This is a genomic window from Curtobacterium sp. RIT-PI-V, assembly GCF_025642935.1.
Lineage (GTDB): Bacteria > Actinomycetota > Actinomycetes > Actinomycetales > Microbacteriaceae > Curtobacterium.
On record NZ_JANZKM010000005.1, the window covers coordinates 120,421 to 136,071 of the forward strand.

Genomic DNA, 15,651 nt, shown 5'->3' on the forward strand with positions numbered 1-15,651 from the left:
CCCCGGCTCACCGCGCCACCAGCCGCAACGCCTGCAGCGGACACATGGCCACGGCGTCCGCAGCGGCGGCGCGTTCGTCCGGCCACACCGGGACGTCGCGGGTGCCGCCGCCGTCCCGCGCGATCGGGTAGCCCCACTCGTCGCGCGCCAGCCGCTCGGCGAAGAGTTCGGTGCACAGGCCGCGTCCCCGACAGCGGGTCCAGTCGACGTGCAGGGCGACGGAGCTGCCGGCGGTGGCGCCGCCCGGTACGCCGCTCACTTTCGTCCCCCGACCAGGCACGCGCCGCGCAGGTGCGCCTGCACGTCGTCGTGGAACACGTCCAGCGCACTCCGCACCATCCGTGCGACGCCGTCCGGATGGTGGCAGGCCCCGCGTCCGTCGACGAGGGCGGCGACCCGTCGGACCTCGCCGGCCAGGTCCCCCGACCGACGCCCGGAGGCCAGGTCCGCGACCACGTCGGCGATCCGCGGCAACCCGTTCACGCACGGCCCGCAGCGGCCGGCGGACGCCCCGGCGAGCGCTGCGGCGAGGCCTGCGGTGACCCCGACCGGGCAGGTCCGGTCGTCGAGCACGGCCAGCACGCCCGCCCCGGGCGCCGCACCCCACGGTGCGAGCCCGTCGACGTCGAAGGGCGCGTCGAGCGCTGCGGCCGGCACCCAGGTGCCGCCCCACCCGCCGAGCAGGACGGCTCGCGTCCGTCGCGGGTCGGCCGCCGGCAGCCGGGAGGCCCCCAGCAGCTGCCCGAGCGGCGCACCCCCGGCGGTCTCCAGCACCACGGCACCACCCGGGTCGGTCACGTCGCTGACCGTCACGAGACGGGTGCCGGGAGCACTCGCGCTGCCGACGCTCCGCGCCCAGGCCGCCCCGTACCGTGCGACGAGTGCCGCCTGAGCGAGGGTCTCGACGTTCGACACGAGGGTCGGGTGACCGCTCGGTCCACGGTCGGCGAGCCGCACGACACGGTCCTCCGGAAGGCCTCGTCCTCCGACGACGGCCGAAGCGAGCGCCGTGGCCTGCCCGGCGACGAAGCTGGTGTGCGGCAGGGCCCGGACCTCGATGGCGACCGGGTCGGTGCCGGCGCCGCGCTGGCCGTCGGTGCCGGTGCCGCGCCGGCCGTCGGTGCGTTCGGCCAGTGCCTGCCGGACCCGGTCGGCGAGCCGTGCACTCGTGGCGACCACGGCCTCGGTCGCACCGATCGCCTGCGCCACGACGACGATGCCGTCGAGCACCAGGTGCGGTGCGCGTTCGAGCAGGACGGCGTCCTTGCGGCTGGCGGGCTCCCCCTCGGCGCCGTTGGCGATGACGATCGGGGCGCCGCGGCCGCCGCGACGGGTGCGGGCCGCCACGGCGTCGAGCTTGCGGGCGAGCGGGAACCCTGCGCCGCCGCGGCCGTCGACGCCGGCGAGACCGATCTCGTCGATGATCCCGGGTCCCACGTGCGGCAGCGACCCATGCGTGCGGAGGTGGGCGTCGAGTCCGGGGCCGGGGGCGGCGAGGAGTCGCTGCGCGCCGGTCGGTGGTGACACGGTGAGCGGGTGGGTCAGGGTCATCGGAGGGCCTCCATCGGCTGCGGCTCGATCGGGCGCGGGCGTCCCGTCGGTGGGGAACGGAACTCGGTGACGCGTGCGGAGCAGCGCCAGGCCACGGCGCCGAGGACGGCGGCGGCGCAGACCCCGGCGACCACCAGGAACCAGGCGGACGTGCCGTCGGTCCCGGTGCCGATCGCGTGCGCCATCGCGACCGGCCACATGGCGTAGGCGGCCCAGTGCACGGCGCGGAACACCCGCGGACCGATCACCCGGCGGAGCATCCCCGTGACGACGAGCACCACGAGCAGGTCCACCGCGAGGGTGCCGAGCCCGAGCCAGAACCAGCGGTACGCACCGACGAACGGCACGACGGTGTCCAGCAGGCGGAGTTCGGCCTCGGTGTCGAGCAGCAGCGTCACCACGTGCACGGCGACGAACACGGTGGACGCCAGGGCGACGTCCCGGTGCACGAGCTGCACGCCGAACCGCGGCAGGCCGGGGAGCGGTCGTCCGCCGCGGGTCACGATGCCGAGCAGGACCGTCAGGGTCAGGAGCACGACGGCGGCGACGCCCGTGCCTCGGCCGATCACCCAGAGCGCGGTGTCCATCAGGCGGCGTCCGCCCGGTCGACGTGGTCGACCTGGTCGTCGGGCCAGCCGCCGAGTCGCAGCACCGAGCCGTCGGCCGCGACGAGCCGGGCCGCACGGCCGCTCTGCCGGAGCCACTCCACGGCGCCGTGCGCCCGGACGACAGCGGCGGTGGTCATCGTGTTGGCGGTGGTGCACGAGGGGGCGACGACCGTCACCGACCGCCACACCGGTTCGGCGGGCAGGCCCCACCGCGGATCGAGGATGTGGTGCCGCGCGGTCCCGTCCTGCTCCCAGCGGCGCTTCTGCGTGCTCGAGGTCGCGACGGACCACCCGGAGGCGATGCGGACGTGGTCGACGGGATCGTCCGCCAGGTCCTGCACGCGCACCTGCCAGCCGCCGGAGGGGTCCGGGCCGGCCGTGGCGACGTCCCCGCCGAGCGAGACGAGGGCACCGACGCCGAGCCGCGCGGTGATGCTCGCGGCCGCCATGTCGGCGGCGGCGGCCTTCGCCGTGGCGCCGAGGTCGAGCGTGACGCCCTCGGGGACCCGCAGGAACGTGCCGGACAGCAGGATCCGCTGCCACGCCGGGCGGTCGTCGAGCGATCGGGCCACGGCGTCGGGTGACGCAACCGGTGGTGCGTCGGCGAACGCGGCGTCGTACCCGAGGGAGACCATGCGCCGTCCGAGCGTCGGGTCGACGTCCCCGTCGGACAGCCGTGCGGCGTCGACGGCCTGGTGCACGAGCGTCGCCAGCAGGGGCGAGACCTCGGTGCCGCGCACCAGGTCCTCGGCGCGGGCCACGAGTTCGGAATCGGCGCGGAACCGGCTGCACGCGGCGTCGACGGCGGCCGTGACGTCGCGGACGCAGGACTCGGCGGCGGCGAGGTGGCGGCGGTCGCGGTGGTCGAGGACGACCCGGGCGGTGGTGGTCCAGAGGTCCCACTCGGCGGTGGCGCGCACGGTCACGACCCCGTCGTCGTCGTGTCGGACGACCCACCGGTGGTGCCCTGCGAGACGCCGGTGTCACTGCTGCTCGTGCCGCTGTCGGTCGACGTGTCGGTCGACGTGTCGTTCGACGACGAGGAGGACGAGGACCCGGAGTCGGTGGTGGCGTCGCCCGACGTCCCGGTACCCGAACCGGAGTCCGTCGTCGTGCTCGTGCTCGTGCTCGTGGACGTGTCGGTCGTCGTCGTGCTGGCCTGCTCGTGCCCGAACCACAGCCCGGCACCCGTGACCGTCGCGACCGCGAGTCCGCCCAGGCTCACGAGCGCACTCGTCACCCGTGCGGATCGCTTGCCGTTGCCTCTGGTGTCCATCGGTCCTCCTCGTCGTCATGACGAGGTTCCCGAGCCCACCGATGAGTGAGCCGCCAGCCGGCCGCACTCCGACCCCACGAACCCTGTGGTCCGCCTAAGAGCGCGTCACGGGGTCAGCGATCGGGATCAGTGGCCGAGGCCACCGAGCAGGCTCGCGAAGTCCGCGGTCGCGGGGAGCGCGTCGGCTTCCTGCGGGGTCCGCCGGGAGGCCCGGATTGCCCACGCCAGGTCCGCTCCGGCCCGGCGGATGCGTCCGTCCAGGGCCGCGGCGTCGCCGTCGCTCCCCCAGTCGTCGGTCGCGGCGAACACGCCGGTCGGCACCACCGCTGTGCGGAGGTACGCGAAGACCGGACGCAGGGCGTGGTCGATGGCGAGCGAGTGCCGCGAGGTCCCGCCCGTTGCGCCGAGCAGGACGGGCAGGTCGACGAGCGCGTCCTTGTCGAGGACGTCGAGGAAGGACTTCGCGAGACCGCTGACGCCGGCCGTGAAGATCGGCGTGACGAACACGACGGCGTCGGCTTCGACCACCGCGGCGATGGCGGCGGACAGCGCGGGCGCCGCGAAGCCGGTGAGCATCGCGTCGGTGATCTCGTGCGCGAGCGGCCGGAGCTCGACGTGCAGGACGTGCGCGGGCGTTCCCTCGGCGACGAGCGCGGCGACGGCGGCCTCGCCCAGGCGGTCGGCGAGCAGGCGGGTGGAGCTGGGCTCGGAGAGTCCGGCGGAGACGACGGCGATGGTGGTCATGGTGGTTCCCGACTTTCGATGCGTTTGCATGAACATCGTACCGAACCGTGTGCCGCGCGCAACCATTCCCGCAGAACGGAGAACGCCCCGGTCCTCGCGAGGAGGACCGGGGCGTTCGGTCAAGCCGTGAGGCGTCGACCAGCGGCTCGTACCTTATCGGCGCAGGCCGAGGCGCTCGATGAGCGCACGGTAGCGGGCGATGTCGACGTCGGAGAGGTAACCGAGGAGACGGCGACGCTGACCGACCATGAGCAGCAGACCACGACGCGAGTGGTGGTCGTGCTTGTGCTCCTTGAGGTGCTCGTTCAGGTCGTTGATACGACGCGTCAGAACGGCGACCTGGACCTCGGGGGAACCGGTGTCGCCCGGGTGGGTCGCGTACTCTTCGATGATCTCCTGCTTGACCTTCGCGTCAAGTGCCATGCGTAGATCCCCTTTCAGTCCGTTGCGCGGTGCCCGTGCCTGATGCACGAGCGCTCTTTGTCCGCGGCCGTTCGACGGCAACCGCGCAAGACTACCAGAGTCCTAGGCGGTCCTGGGGCGCAGGCGACGACGACGCGGGGCCGGCAGCAGGCTGCGGACGAGTCCGACGAGGGTCGCGCCGAGCAGACCGCCGAGGCCGTTCGACAGCACGTCGCGGGGGTCGGCGACGCGGTAGGGCAGGTAGGTGGCCTGCGCGAACTCGATGCCGGTCGACAGGGCGACCGCGACCAGGGCCCCGAGGATCCACCAGCGCCGAGGCAGCCAGAGTGCGGCGAGCATGCCGACCGGCACGAACATCGCGATGTTGGCCAGGAACTCGGTGCGCTCGTACGTGAACCAGGCACCGTGCGGCAGCTGCTGCACCCAGGCGATCGCGTGCAGCACGAACGAGTTCTGTGCCGAGGTGAACACCTGCGGGGTCAGCGTCATCCGCCAGATCACCCAGGCGTACGCCGCGGTCACGGCGAGGAGGAGGAGTCGACGGAACATCCCGCCAGTCTGTGGCACCGCCCTGCACGCCCGCTGGAGCGCTCCTGGCAGAACCCGTCGGCTGACCTGGACGAACACCCCGGCGTCCTGGTCAGGACTCCCCCGCACCTGTCAGCATGGGTGCGAACAGGGAGGACCGCCGGATGCCGGAGCACCAGGGGAAGCGTGCGCCCGCGCGACGTCAGTGGCTGTGGATCACGGCCGCGGTCGTCGGCGTCGCGGCGGTCGTCACGACGCTCGTGGTCGTCGTACCGCACGGCAGCGAGCCGGATGCCGACGCGCCGACGAGCGGACGGGACGTCGTGACGCGGAAGACCGTGGAGCAGGCGTTCCCCGGCGGCCTCGCGCACCAGCCGTCCGCGGTCAACCAGCCGGGCATCCGCGAGCGCCAGGCCCGCGCCGCCGGCCACGACGACACCGCGGCGCAGATCGCCCGCATCGCCGACCAGCCGATCGCGACCTGGCTCACGGACGCCTCGCGGTCCGAGACGCGCGCGACGATCCGCACCGTCGTCCGGAACGCCGAGCAGCAGCGGGCCACCCCGGTCTTCGTCCTGTACACCGTGCCGGACCGCGACTGCGGCAGCTACTCGAAGGGCGGCACGACCGACGACGCCTACCTGCCGTGGGTCCGCTCCGCCGTCCGCGCGATGGCCGGCTCGAAGGCCGTCGTGCTCGTCGAACCGGACGCGATCGCACAGATCCAGAACTGCGAGCGCCTCCGCGACTCCCGGCTCCCCCTGCTCCGCGAGGCCGTGGACGCGTTGACCGGGCACGGACTGACGGTGTACCTCGACGGCGGCAACGAGAACCGCGTCCCGACCGCGACGATGGCCGACTGGCTGCGTCGGGCGGGTGTCGACGAGGTGCAGGGCTTCTTCACGAACGTGTCGAACTTCTACCGCGTCGACCAGGAACGCGCCTACGCCGACGAACTCGCCGACGCGATCGGTGGTGATCCGCACTTCGTCATCGACGTGTCCCGCAACGGTCAGGGCTGGCGCGGGACCTGGTGCAACCCCGAAGGTGCGGGCCTCGGCCAGGATCCGCACGTCACCGGTGGATCGAGCCGGCTCGACGCCCTGCTCTGGGTCAAGACGCCGGGGCTCAGCGACGGCACGTGCAACGGCGGACCGGCCGCCGGGCAGTGGTGGGAGTCGTACGCGCTCGGCCTGGTCGAGAACCGCACGCGCGACTGACCCACGGTCGGGGTGTCGGTGCCCGGTGGTTGCATGAGCGCATGACCCCGACCGACAGCCGGCGCTCCGTCGTCCCGCCCTACCTGCTCCACGCCGTGGCCCAGGCGGCCGAGTACCCCCGGGCGGCCTCGGCCGCGCGCACCGCCCTGGCTTCGCTCGAGCTCGTGCAGACCCCGAAGCACCAGCACCTGGCCGCCCCGCGCGGCGTCAGCGGCACGGTCGACCGGTCGCCCCAGCGCACGATCGCCGATGCCCGTGGCACGACGACCCTGCCCGGCACGGTCGTCCGGAGCGAGGGCGACCCCGACACGGGCGACGCGGCCGTCGACGAGGCGTACGCGGGCCTCGGCGCGACCCACGCCTTCTGGCTCGACGTCTTCGGCCGGGTGTCGATCGACGGCGCCGGACTCCCCCTCGACGCCACGGTCCACTTCGGGCAGGACTACGACAACGCCTACTGGGACGGCAGCCGGATGGTGTTCGGCGACGGCGACGACGAGGTCTTCCGGCGTTTCACGATCGCGCTCGACGTCATCGGGCACGAACTGGCGCACGGCGTCACGCAGTACACCGCCGATCTCACCTACCAGGGGCAGTCCGGGGCGCTCAACGAGTCGATCAGCGACGTGTTCGGCTCCCTCGTCGCCCAGTACGCGGCCGGGCAGACCGCCGAGCAGGCGAGCTGGCTCATCGGCGAGGGGCTCTTCACGGATGCCGTGCACGGCGACGCCCTGCGCTCGATGCGGTCACCCGGCACCGCCTACGACGACCCGGTGCTCGGCAAGGACCCCCAGCCCGCGACGATGGCCGGCTTCGTCGTCACGACCGACGACGCCGGTGGGGTGCACACGAACTCCGGCATCCCGAACCACGCGTTCTTCCTGGCGGCGACCGCGATCGGCGGGTACGCCTGGCAGGGCGCCGGTGCCGTGTGGTGGGACGCCCTGACCTCGGACGCCGTCACCGCCTCGATCGACTTCGCCGGCTTCGCCGCCGTGACGATCGACGCCGCTGGGGCCCGGTTCGGCGCCGAGTCCGCGGAGCACACCGCGGTGCAGGACGCCTGGCGGACGGTGGGCGTCCTCGACTGAGCACGTCGTCCGGCGTACGGTCGGGAGCATGCGCATCGAGGTCCGTCGTTCCGGGGGCTTCGCCGGTACCACGCGGCACTGGCGGGTCGACACCGACACGAGCGCCGACCCCGCGGCGTGGTCCGAGGTCGTCGACGCGCTCCCCCGGACCCCCGCGACCGCCTCGGCCGGGCCGCCGGTCCCCGACGACTTCACGTGGACGATCACCGTCGAGCGCACGACCGTGACGATCCCGGGTCGCCGCCTCGACGGCGCGTGGGCCGACCTCGTCGCGCGCGTCCGCTCTGCAGGCGACCCGTCCTGAGGCGGGACGCCCGCGCCGGACGCGCCACGGGCCTCCCGTCCGCGCCGCGCCACCGTACCGCCGCGGATCGTGAGCAGGAATGGTCGCGTCCGCGCTGCCGACCCGACCGCTTCTGCTCACGAAGTGGCCGCGCAAGCGCGCGACCCGCGGGTCAGGCGACGTCGATGACCGTCAGGCGCCGCGTCGGACGGGTCATCGCGACGTAGACCGCGGCCGCCGGGCGCGCAGCGTCGCCTCCGACGCGGTCGGGGTCGACGAGCAGCACGCCGTCGAACTCGAGGCCCTTGGCGTCCGCCCCGGTCAGCACCGTGAGCGACCCGGCGTGCGGCGAGGCGAGCCCGCGCACGTCGGCCTCGGTGCGGGCGAGGCGCTGCCGGACGGCATCGACCTCGGACTCCGGGACGATCACGCCGATGGTGCCGGCACCGATCCGCGACCGTTCGGCGTCGGCGACCGACACGACCGTGTCGAGCAGGTCGGCACGGGCGACGCGGACGCGCTCGACGGGGTCGCCGTCGCGCACGGCCTCGTTGCGGGTGACGGTCAGGCCGGCACCGTCGGCGAAGACGCCGGCGGCCTCGACGATCGACCGCGGGGTGCGGTAGTTGACGGTGAGCTGCTCGATGCGGTGGTCGAGCGGTACGAGCGGCGCCCGGCCGCGGCGTCGGCGGGCCAGCGCCCCGAGCACGTCGTCCCAGGTGCGTGCGGCGCCGGGCGAGGATCCCTGCGCCATGTCGCCGACGATCGTGAAGGACCGCAGCGGGTTGCGGCGTGCGAGCACGCGCCACTGCATCGGCGAGAGCTCCTGCGCCTCGTCGACCACGATGTGCCCGTAGGTCCACTCGCGGTCGTCGGCGGCGCGCTCCGCGGTCGAGCGGGGGTCACCGCCCTCGGCGAACGAGCCGGCCACCTGTTCGGCGGTGACGATGCCCTCGACGCCCATGTTCTCGATCGCCTGCCGCGCGTTCTCGATGTCGCGGTTCCGGCTGGCCTTCGCCGCGCGCTTGGCGGCGCCACCGGTCGGGTCGAACGGTCCGAGCAGTTCGGCGGCCTCGTCGAGCAGGGGGACGTCCTCGACCGTCCAGGCACCACCGCGTGCGCGCTGCAGCAGGGCACGGCGCTCCGGGGTCCAGTCCGGGGTCAGCGAGGCGAGCCAGTTCGGACGGGCGTACAGGTCCTCGAGGAACTTCCCCGGGGGCAGCGGCAACCACGCGGTGTTGAGCAGCACCCGGGCGTCGTACGAGCTCCGGATGTCCTCGCGCAGGACCTTCTCGTCGGCTTCGTCCACCGTCGTCCCACGCTCGCGCAGCTGTTCGGCGAGCAGCCGGGTCATCGCGTCGAGCGCGAGCTTGTTGAACGTCACGCGCGCGGCGTTGTGGGGCTTGCCGCGGTCCTGTGCACGCTTCATCGCGTCGGCCACGAGCTGCGGCGGCACCACGAGCCGCTCGCCCTCGACGTCGAGCGTCACCGACTCGGTCGGCACGACCTGGCGGGACCGCACGGCGCGGCGCAGGAGTGCAGCCGTCTGCGCAGCACCCTTCACGGCGGCCACGTCGCGGGGGTCGTGCGTCGTCGCGTGCACACCCGGGTAGAGCGAACCGAGCGAGGCCATCACGACGCCGGTCTCGCCGAGCGACGGCAGGACCTGTTCGATGTAGGTGAGGAACGCCGGCGACGGGCCGACCATCAGGACGCCGGAGCCCCGCAGCCGCTCGCGGTACGAGTACAGCAGGTAGGCGGCGCGGTGCAGCGCCACGGCGGTCTTGCCGGTGCCGGGCCCGCCCTGCACGATCAGGACGCCCTCGAGCGGGGAACGGATGATGCGGTCCTGCTCGCCCTGGATGGTGGCGACGATGTCGGTCATCCGGCCCGTGCGCTCGGCGGTCACCGCGGCCAGCAGCGCCCCCTCGCCCTGCAGGTGGGTGCGCTCGTCGTCGTAGAGCGAGGCGTCGAACACCTCGTCCTCGACGCCGACGACCCGACGGCCCTCGAGCGACAGGTGGCGACGCGACCGCATCCCCATCGGGTGCGCCGCGGTGGCCTGGTAGAACGCGCTGGCACCGGGCACACGCCAGTCGAGCAGCAGCGGGCGGTGGTCGGCGTCACGGAGGCCCACGCGGCCGATGTACCGGAAGGCGTCCTCGGAGCTGTCGGGCTCGGAGACCTCGAGCCGGCCGAAGACCAGACGGTCCCCCACGCGCTCGAGCGTCGCCACGGTGTCTTCGTAGAGTCGGGCGTACGCGTCGCGCTCGCTGCGGCTCTGGTGGTTCCCGCCGACCGCCTGACGACGGGTCTCGGCGAGACGCTGCTCGGCCTCGGCGGTCAGCTCGTCGAGACGGCGGAAGAGGCCGTCCACGTAGCCGCGCTCGCGGTCGATCTCGGTCGGTTCGGACACACGCAACCCTTCGGGAAGAGGGGAATCCAGTGTACTGCCCGCTGGAGCCCCGCAGTTCCCGAAGGGTCGTCGGTCACATCTCTTCGTGCGTGTCCGGGTCCGCGTCCCAGAGCCGGCCGCGCTCGAGGCCGGAGATGGCCTGCACCTCGGCGTCGGTCAGCTCGAAGCCGAACACGTCGAGGTTCTCGCGCTGCCGGGAGGAGTCGGCCGACTTCGGCACCGGCACGGCGCCGAGCTGGACGTGCCACCGCAGGACGACCTGGCCGGGGGTCACGTCGTGGGCCGCTGCGGCGTCGGTGATCGGCTGCTCGGTGAGGAGCTCCGACCGGACCGCGAGCGGGCTCCAGCTCTCGGTCACGATGCCGAGCTCCTGGTGCACCTTCCGCAGTTCCGCCTGTGGGAAGTACGGGTGCAGTTCGACCTGGTTCACGGCCGGGGCGACACCGGTCGCGTCGATGATGCGACGCAGGTGCTCCGGGGTGAAGTTCGAGACGCCGATCGAGCGGACCTTGCCGCTGTCGCGCAGGTCGACGAACGCCTTCCACGTGTCGACGAACCTGTCCACCGACGGGTTCGGCCAGTGGATCAGGTACAGGTCGACGTGGTCGAGCCCCAGGTTGCCCAGGGTCTCGTCGATCGAACGGTGCGCCTCGTCGTAGCCGTGGTGGCGGCCGGGGAGCTTCGACGTGACGACGAGGTCCTCACGCGCGACGTCGGACTCGCGGACGGCGCGGCCGACGGCGTCCTCGTTGCCGTAGTTCAGTGCGGTGTCGAGCAGCCGGTAGCCGCTCGCGATCGCGGTGCCGACCGCGGCCGCACCCTCGTCACCGTTCAAGCCGTAGGTGCCGAGGCCGAGCTCCGGGAACCGGTGGCCGTCGTTCAGCTCGATGGTCGGGGCACCGACCTGCATCAGCGCACCCCGAGCAGGTCGATCACGAAGATCAGGGTCTTGCCGGACAGGAAGTGGCCACCACCGGCGGGACCGTAGGCGAGCTCCGGCGGGACGACGAGCTTGCGGCGACCGCCGACCTTCATGCCGGGGATGCCCTCCTGCCAACCGCGCACGAGCGCCGCGAGCGGGAAGTCGATGGGCTCACCGCGGTTCCACGAGCTGTCGAACTCCTCGCCGGTCTCGTACTCGACGCCGGCGTAGTGCACCTTGACGGTCGACCCGGCGCTCGCGACGTCGCCGTCACCCTCGACGATGTCGGTGATGACGAGATCGGTGGGGGCCGGGCCCTCGGGCGCGTCGAACTCGGGCTTGCTGTTGAGGTCAGTCATGCGATCCAGTCAACCAGAGCGCGGCAACGGCAGACGCAACGGCCACACAGGCCGCAGAATGGTTCCACCGTGACACGACCCACTCCCGCACCGCCGCGCCGCCGCCTGCTCGCCGACCTCACCCCGCTCCGCCGATCCCCCGCCTTCGCGCGGCTCTGGGCGGGCACCGCCATCGCCGGGATCGGCACGCAGATGACCACGGTCGCGGTCGGGCTCGAGGTGTACGAGATCACGCACTCCACCTTCGCCGTGGCGCTCGTGGGGGTCATCGCCCTGCTGCCGATGGTGGTCGCCGGTCTGTACGGCGGCATGCTCGCCGACGCCTTCGACCGCCGTACCGTCGCGCTCGTGTCGTCGATCATCGCCTGGGTCGCGGTCGCCCTCATCGCCACCCACTCGTGGCTCGGGCTGCACAGCGTCGCACTGCTCTACGTCCTGGCGACCGTGAACGCCGTCGCCGCGACCGTCAGCAACGCCTCGCGCTCGGCGATCGTCCCGCGACTCGTCGGCACCGACCTGCTGCCCGCGGCGAGCGCCCTGGGCGGCATCGCCTCCGGGTTCCAGGTCACCGTCGGACCGGCCGTCGCCGGTGTCCTCATCGCGAGCGTCGGGTTCGCGCCGACCTACACGATCGACGTCGTCCTGTTCACGTTCGCGTTCCTCGGGGTGTTCACGCTGCCGCGGATGGCGGCCGACCACGGTGCCCTCCGCCCGGGGCTGAGCTCCCTGGTCGAGGGCGCGCGGTTCCTGCGGAGGTCGCGCAACATCACCATGACGTTCGTGCTCGACATCGTCGCGATGACGTTCGGCCAGCCCCGCGTCCTGTTCCCCGCGATCGGGGCGCTCGTGATCGGCGGCGGATCGATCACCGTCGGCACGCTCACGGCCGCCTACGCGATCGGCGCCCTGCTGTCGAGCGTCTTCTCCGGGCCGCTCGGGCACGTGCGCCGCCAGGGCGAGGCGGTCGGCTGGGCCATCACGGCGTACGGCGGCGCGATCGCGGCGTTCGGCGTCGTCATCGCGTTCGCGCACGTGCTCGGCGGACGCTCGGGCGAGTCGTTCTCGGTCGGGATCCTGCCCGCGCTCGGGTTGGCGGCGCTGTTCCTGGCGGCGGCCGGCGGTGCGGACAACGTCAGCTCGGTGTTCCGGAACACGATCCTGCAGGCGGCGTCGCCGGACGGCATGCGCGGCCGGCTGCAGGGCATCTTCATCGTCGTGGTCACCGGTGGGCCGCGGCTCGGAGACCTCTACGCGGGTCTGGTCGTCGCGGCCGGCATCGCGTACCCGCCGATCATCGGCGGCGTGCTCATCGTGGCGCTCGTCGCGCTGCTCCTCCGCCTGGTCCCCTCCTTCCGCCGGTACGACGCCCTGCACCCCCACGCCAACTGACCCGCCGAGACTCGGGCCCACTGCGCCGAGTCTCGGCCTGAGCGACAGTCCTCGGCCCGCGGAGCGCGTGACCTGTCGCTCAGCCCGAGTCTCGGCAGCGGCCGCCGGACGCGACCAAGGGCCGGCCTGGAGGCGCGTGGCGGCGCCGCCCCGCGCCTCCAGGCCGTCACGTGTCGGGTACCGTACAACGCATGCCGGACAGCGCATCGCGCGATCTCCAGCGGACGGGAGTCCGCGCCGTCGTCCGGCGCACCTACCACTCGGTCATCCGGCACCGCGTCGTCGACGCGGCGGCGTCGTTGACGTTCTTCGCGCTGCTGACCGTGTTCCCCACCGCGCTGACCGTGGTGTCCGCACTGTCGATCGTCGACCGCAAGGGCGACAGCCTGGCCGACATCATCGGCGTGCTCGGGTTCATCCTTCGGCCGGAGACGGCGGAGCACCTCGAGACCCCGCTGCGTCAGCTGCTGACACTCGACAACCCGTGGCTCGGGTTCGCGACCGGCGTCGTGCTGACGCTGTGGTCGCTGTCCGGGTACGCGACGGCGTTCGGGCGGGCGATGAACACCTCGTACGAGGTCGAAGAGGGTCGTCGGATCTGGAAGTTCCGCAGCATGATGCTCCTCGTGACCCTGCTCGTGATGGCGGGCGGGGCGATCGCGATCGTGATCCTGCTCGGTACCCCGACGATCTCGGCGGCGATCGTCGCGTCGTTCGGCTGGGCGCCGTGGATCGACGACGTGTGGAACGTCGTGAAGTGGCCCGTGCTCGCCGTCGACCTGGTCGTGATGGTCGCGGTCCTGTACTACGCGACCCCGAACGTGAAGACGCCGCAGCTGCGGTGGGTGTCCGCCGGTGCCGCGTTCGCCATCGTGACCTGGGCGCTGGCGACCCTCGGCTTCGCCGTCTACGTCGAGACGATCGGCGGCGGCAACCGCGCGTACGGGTGGCTCGGCGGCGGGATCCTGCTGCTCGTGTACCTGTACATCTCGAACTTCGTGCTCGTGGTCGGCGGTGAGCTCGACTCCGAGGTGATCCGGATGCGGCAGCTCCTGGCCGGCATCGAGGCCGACGAGTCGATCCGGTTGCCGCTGCGCGACGTCACCCGCAACTTCACGCTCGCACGCTGGCGGGACGCCGACATCGCCGCGGCGCGGAACGTCCGGACCGCTGCCGCCCAGGTCGCCGCCGACGAGGACGCCGAGCCGACCCCGGCCGAGGAGCACCTGCGCGACGTGGCCCAGCAGGTGCGCGTCGGCGAGGCACCGATGCCCTGAGGCGGTTGCGCTGGTTGCGCGTCAGCGCTCGCGTGCCGCTTGGTCCAGCATCTCCTCGGTGACCACCGGGATCGCGCCGGTCGCGAGCTCGATGCCGGACAGCCGCGCCGGGCTCAGCACGCGCTGCACCTGGTCCTCGTCCATCAGGCCGGCAGCCACGACGAGCGTCGAGATCGGCGTCGACGTGGTCAGTGCCGTGTGCGCGATCGACGCCGCGGCCGCGTAGCCGATGTACGGGGTCAAGGCCGTGACCACCCCGACGTTCGTGTCGACCTGCGCCGCGAGCTTCGCCTCGTTCGCCTCGATGCCGGTCACGCAGTGCTCGCGCAACGTCGCACAGCCCCGCGACATCCACTGCAGCGACTGCAGGATCGAGTGCGCGATGATCGGCTCGAACGCGTTGAGCTGGAGTTGACCGCCCTCCGCCGCCATCGTCACGGTGGTGTCGGCGCCGACCACGGCGAACGCGATCTGGTTCACGACCTCGGGGATCACCGGGTTCACCTTGCCCGGCATGATCGACGAGCCCGCCTGGCGCGCCGGCAGGGTGATCTCGCCGAGGCCCGCTTGCGGCCCCGACGCGAGCAACCGCAGGTCGTTGCAGATCTTCGAGAGCTTCGCGGCACTGCGCTTCACCGTGCCGGACAACGTCATGAAGGCGCCGGCGTCGCTCGTCGCCTCGATCAGGTCCGGTGCCGTCACGACGTCGATGCCGCTGGCGTCCTGCAGCTGCCGGCGGACCTCGTCGCGGTAGAGCGGGTCCGCGGTGATCCCGGTACCGATCGCCGTCGCGCCGAGGTTCATCTCGGCCAGCAGCGGCAGGACCTTGCGGAGCAGGTTGGCGTCCTCCTGGATCGTGTGCGAGAAGCCGGTGAACTCCTGCCCGAGGGTCATCGGCACGGCGTCCTGCAGCTGCGTCCGGCCGACCTTGAGCACGTCGGCGAAGGCGTTCCCCCGCTCGGCGAACGCCGCGGAGAGCTGTTCGAGCTGCTCGATGAGCCGCCGGGCGGAGAAGATCATCGCGATCTTGATGCTCGTCGGGTACGTGTCGTTCGTCGACTGGCTGCGGTTCACGTGGTCGATCGGGTGCAGGTACCCGTAGTCGCCCCGCTCGCGGCCGAGGAGCTCGAGGGCCCGGTTCGCCAGGACCTCGTTCGTGTTCATGTTCGTGCTCGTGCCGGCACCGCCCTGCACGATGTCGACGACGAACTGCTCACGCAGGGCGCCGTCCCGTACCTCTTGCGCAGCACGGTCGATGGCGTCGGCACGCTCGTCGTCGAGGACACCGATCGCCCGGTTCGCCCGCGCTGCCGCCTGCTTGACGGTGGCGAGGGCCTCGATGAGGTCCGGGTACACCGAGATCGGCACGGACGTGATCGGGAAGTTCTCCAGGGCCCGCAGGGTGTTGATGCCCCAGTACGCGTCGATCGGGACCTCGCGCGACCCCAGCGAGTCGCTCTCGGTACGGGTCTGCACCCCGGTGGGGGCCTGTGCTGCTTCGTTGCCGGTCACACGTCGAGGCTAGCCCAGTCCGTCCGGCCGGTCCGGAACGAGCTCGGGGTGT

At 72.6% G+C, this 15,651-nt stretch carries 17 protein-coding genes; 5 read left to right on the forward strand and 12 right to left on the reverse strand.

Features of this window, described 5'->3' with window-relative positions; translation table 11 throughout:
• Positions 1–7: 7 nt before the first annotated feature.
• The 8 genes from OGL88_RS05735 to OGL88_RS05770 form a co-directional block, all read right to left on the reverse strand.
• The gene (locus OGL88_RS05735; protein WP_263090436.1) at positions 8–259 is read right to left on the reverse strand and encodes a ferredoxin; all 252 of its coding nucleotides are present in this window, start codon (positions 257–259) and stop codon (positions 8–10) included.
• Positions 256–1,551 (reverse strand): NADH-ubiquinone oxidoreductase-F iron-sulfur binding region domain-containing protein, encoded by a 1,296-nt coding sequence (locus OGL88_RS05740; RefSeq protein ID WP_263090439.1) that lies wholly within the window; start codon positions 1,549–1,551, stop codon positions 256–258. The genes OGL88_RS05735 and OGL88_RS05740 overlap by 4 nt, the downstream gene beginning before the upstream one ends.
• Positions 1,548–2,138 (reverse strand): ferric reductase-like transmembrane domain-containing protein, encoded by a 591-nt coding sequence (locus OGL88_RS05745; protein WP_263090440.1) that lies wholly within the window; start codon positions 2,136–2,138, stop codon positions 1,548–1,550. Before OGL88_RS05745 ends, OGL88_RS05740 begins: the two co-directional genes overlap by 4 nt.
• The gene (locus OGL88_RS05750) at positions 2,138–3,085 is read right to left on the reverse strand and encodes an FAD:protein FMN transferase (protein WP_263090441.1); all 948 of its coding nucleotides are present in this window, start codon (positions 3,083–3,085) and stop codon (positions 2,138–2,140) included. The genes OGL88_RS05745 and OGL88_RS05750 overlap by 1 nt, the downstream gene beginning before the upstream one ends.
• On the reverse strand, positions 3,082–3,435 hold the full coding sequence (locus OGL88_RS05755) for a hypothetical protein (protein ID WP_263090443.1): 354 nt from the start codon (positions 3,433–3,435) through the stop codon (positions 3,082–3,084). Before OGL88_RS05755 ends, OGL88_RS05750 begins: the two co-directional genes overlap by 4 nt.
• A 126-nt stretch (positions 3,436–3,561) precedes the next feature.
• Positions 3,562–4,179 carry a CE1759 family FMN reductase gene (locus OGL88_RS05760; protein WP_263090445.1) on the reverse strand — a complete coding sequence of 206 codons (618 nt, stop codon included), beginning with the start codon at positions 4,177–4,179 and terminating at the stop codon, positions 3,562–3,564.
• Between the two features lie 153 nt (positions 4,180–4,332).
• Positions 4,333–4,602 (reverse strand): 30S ribosomal protein S15, encoded by a 270-nt coding sequence (rpsO, locus tag OGL88_RS05765; RefSeq protein WP_070416523.1) that lies wholly within the window; start codon positions 4,600–4,602, stop codon positions 4,333–4,335.
• Positions 4,603–4,704: 102 nt separating this feature from the next.
• Entirely contained in the window at positions 4,705–5,151 is a 447-nt protein-coding gene (locus OGL88_RS05770) for a VanZ family protein (RefSeq protein ID WP_205464257.1), read from the reverse strand.
• 143 nt (positions 5,152–5,294) lie between these two features.
• Here OGL88_RS05770 and OGL88_RS05775 point away from each other — a divergent pair, with 143 nt between their 5' ends.
• The 3 genes from OGL88_RS05775 to OGL88_RS05785 are packed head-to-tail and all read left to right on the forward strand — an operon-like array spanning position 5,295 to position 7,745.
• On the forward strand, positions 5,295–6,350 hold the full coding sequence (locus tag OGL88_RS05775; protein ID WP_263090452.1) for a glycoside hydrolase family 6 protein: 1,056 nt from the start codon (positions 5,295–5,297) through the stop codon (positions 6,348–6,350).
• A gap of 41 nt (positions 6,351–6,391) precedes the next feature.
• Positions 6,392–7,441 (forward strand): M4 family metallopeptidase, encoded by a 1,050-nt coding sequence (locus OGL88_RS05780; RefSeq protein WP_263090454.1) that lies wholly within the window; start codon positions 6,392–6,394, stop codon positions 7,439–7,441.
• A 28-nt stretch (positions 7,442–7,469) separates the two neighbouring features.
• On the forward strand, positions 7,470–7,745 hold the full coding sequence (locus tag OGL88_RS05785; protein ID WP_194648099.1) for a protealysin inhibitor emfourin: 276 nt from the start codon (positions 7,470–7,472) through the stop codon (positions 7,743–7,745).
• A gap of 151 nt (positions 7,746–7,896) precedes the next feature.
• Here the strand turns inward: OGL88_RS05785 and OGL88_RS05790 are convergent, their stop codons facing one another.
• The 3 genes from OGL88_RS05790 to OGL88_RS05800 form a co-directional block, all read right to left on the reverse strand.
• Positions 7,897–10,140 carry a HelD family protein gene (locus tag OGL88_RS05790; protein ID WP_263090455.1) on the reverse strand — a complete coding sequence of 748 codons (2,244 nt, stop codon included), beginning with the start codon at positions 10,138–10,140 and terminating at the stop codon, positions 7,897–7,899.
• 73 nt (positions 10,141–10,213) lie between these two features.
• Positions 10,214–11,050: an aldo/keto reductase gene (locus OGL88_RS05795; protein WP_263090457.1), complete on the reverse strand. Its 837-nt coding sequence runs from the start codon at positions 11,048–11,050 to the stop codon at positions 10,214–10,216.
• Positions 11,050–11,421 carry an FKBP-type peptidyl-prolyl cis-trans isomerase gene (locus OGL88_RS05800; protein WP_111084569.1) on the reverse strand — a complete coding sequence of 124 codons (372 nt, stop codon included), beginning with the start codon at positions 11,419–11,421 and terminating at the stop codon, positions 11,050–11,052. The genes OGL88_RS05795 and OGL88_RS05800 overlap by 1 nt, the downstream gene beginning before the upstream one ends.
• A gap of 69 nt (positions 11,422–11,490) precedes the next feature.
• On the opposite strand from OGL88_RS05800, the gene OGL88_RS05805 reads away from it, so the two are divergent.
• Complete coding sequence (locus OGL88_RS05805; RefSeq protein WP_263090460.1) at positions 11,491–12,810, forward strand: MFS transporter; 1,320 nt, start codon at positions 11,491–11,493, stop codon at positions 12,808–12,810.
• Between the two features lie 191 nt (positions 12,811–13,001).
• On the forward strand, positions 13,002–14,087 hold the full coding sequence (locus OGL88_RS05810) for a YihY/virulence factor BrkB family protein (RefSeq protein ID WP_263090462.1): 1,086 nt from the start codon (positions 13,002–13,004) through the stop codon (positions 14,085–14,087).
• 21 nt (positions 14,088–14,108) lie between these two features.
• On the opposite strand, the gene OGL88_RS05815 is transcribed toward OGL88_RS05810, so the two are convergent.
• The gene (locus tag OGL88_RS05815) at positions 14,109–15,599 is read right to left on the reverse strand and encodes an aspartate ammonia-lyase (protein WP_263090464.1); all 1,491 of its coding nucleotides are present in this window, start codon (positions 15,597–15,599) and stop codon (positions 14,109–14,111) included.
• Between the last annotated feature and the right edge of the window lie 52 nt (positions 15,600–15,651).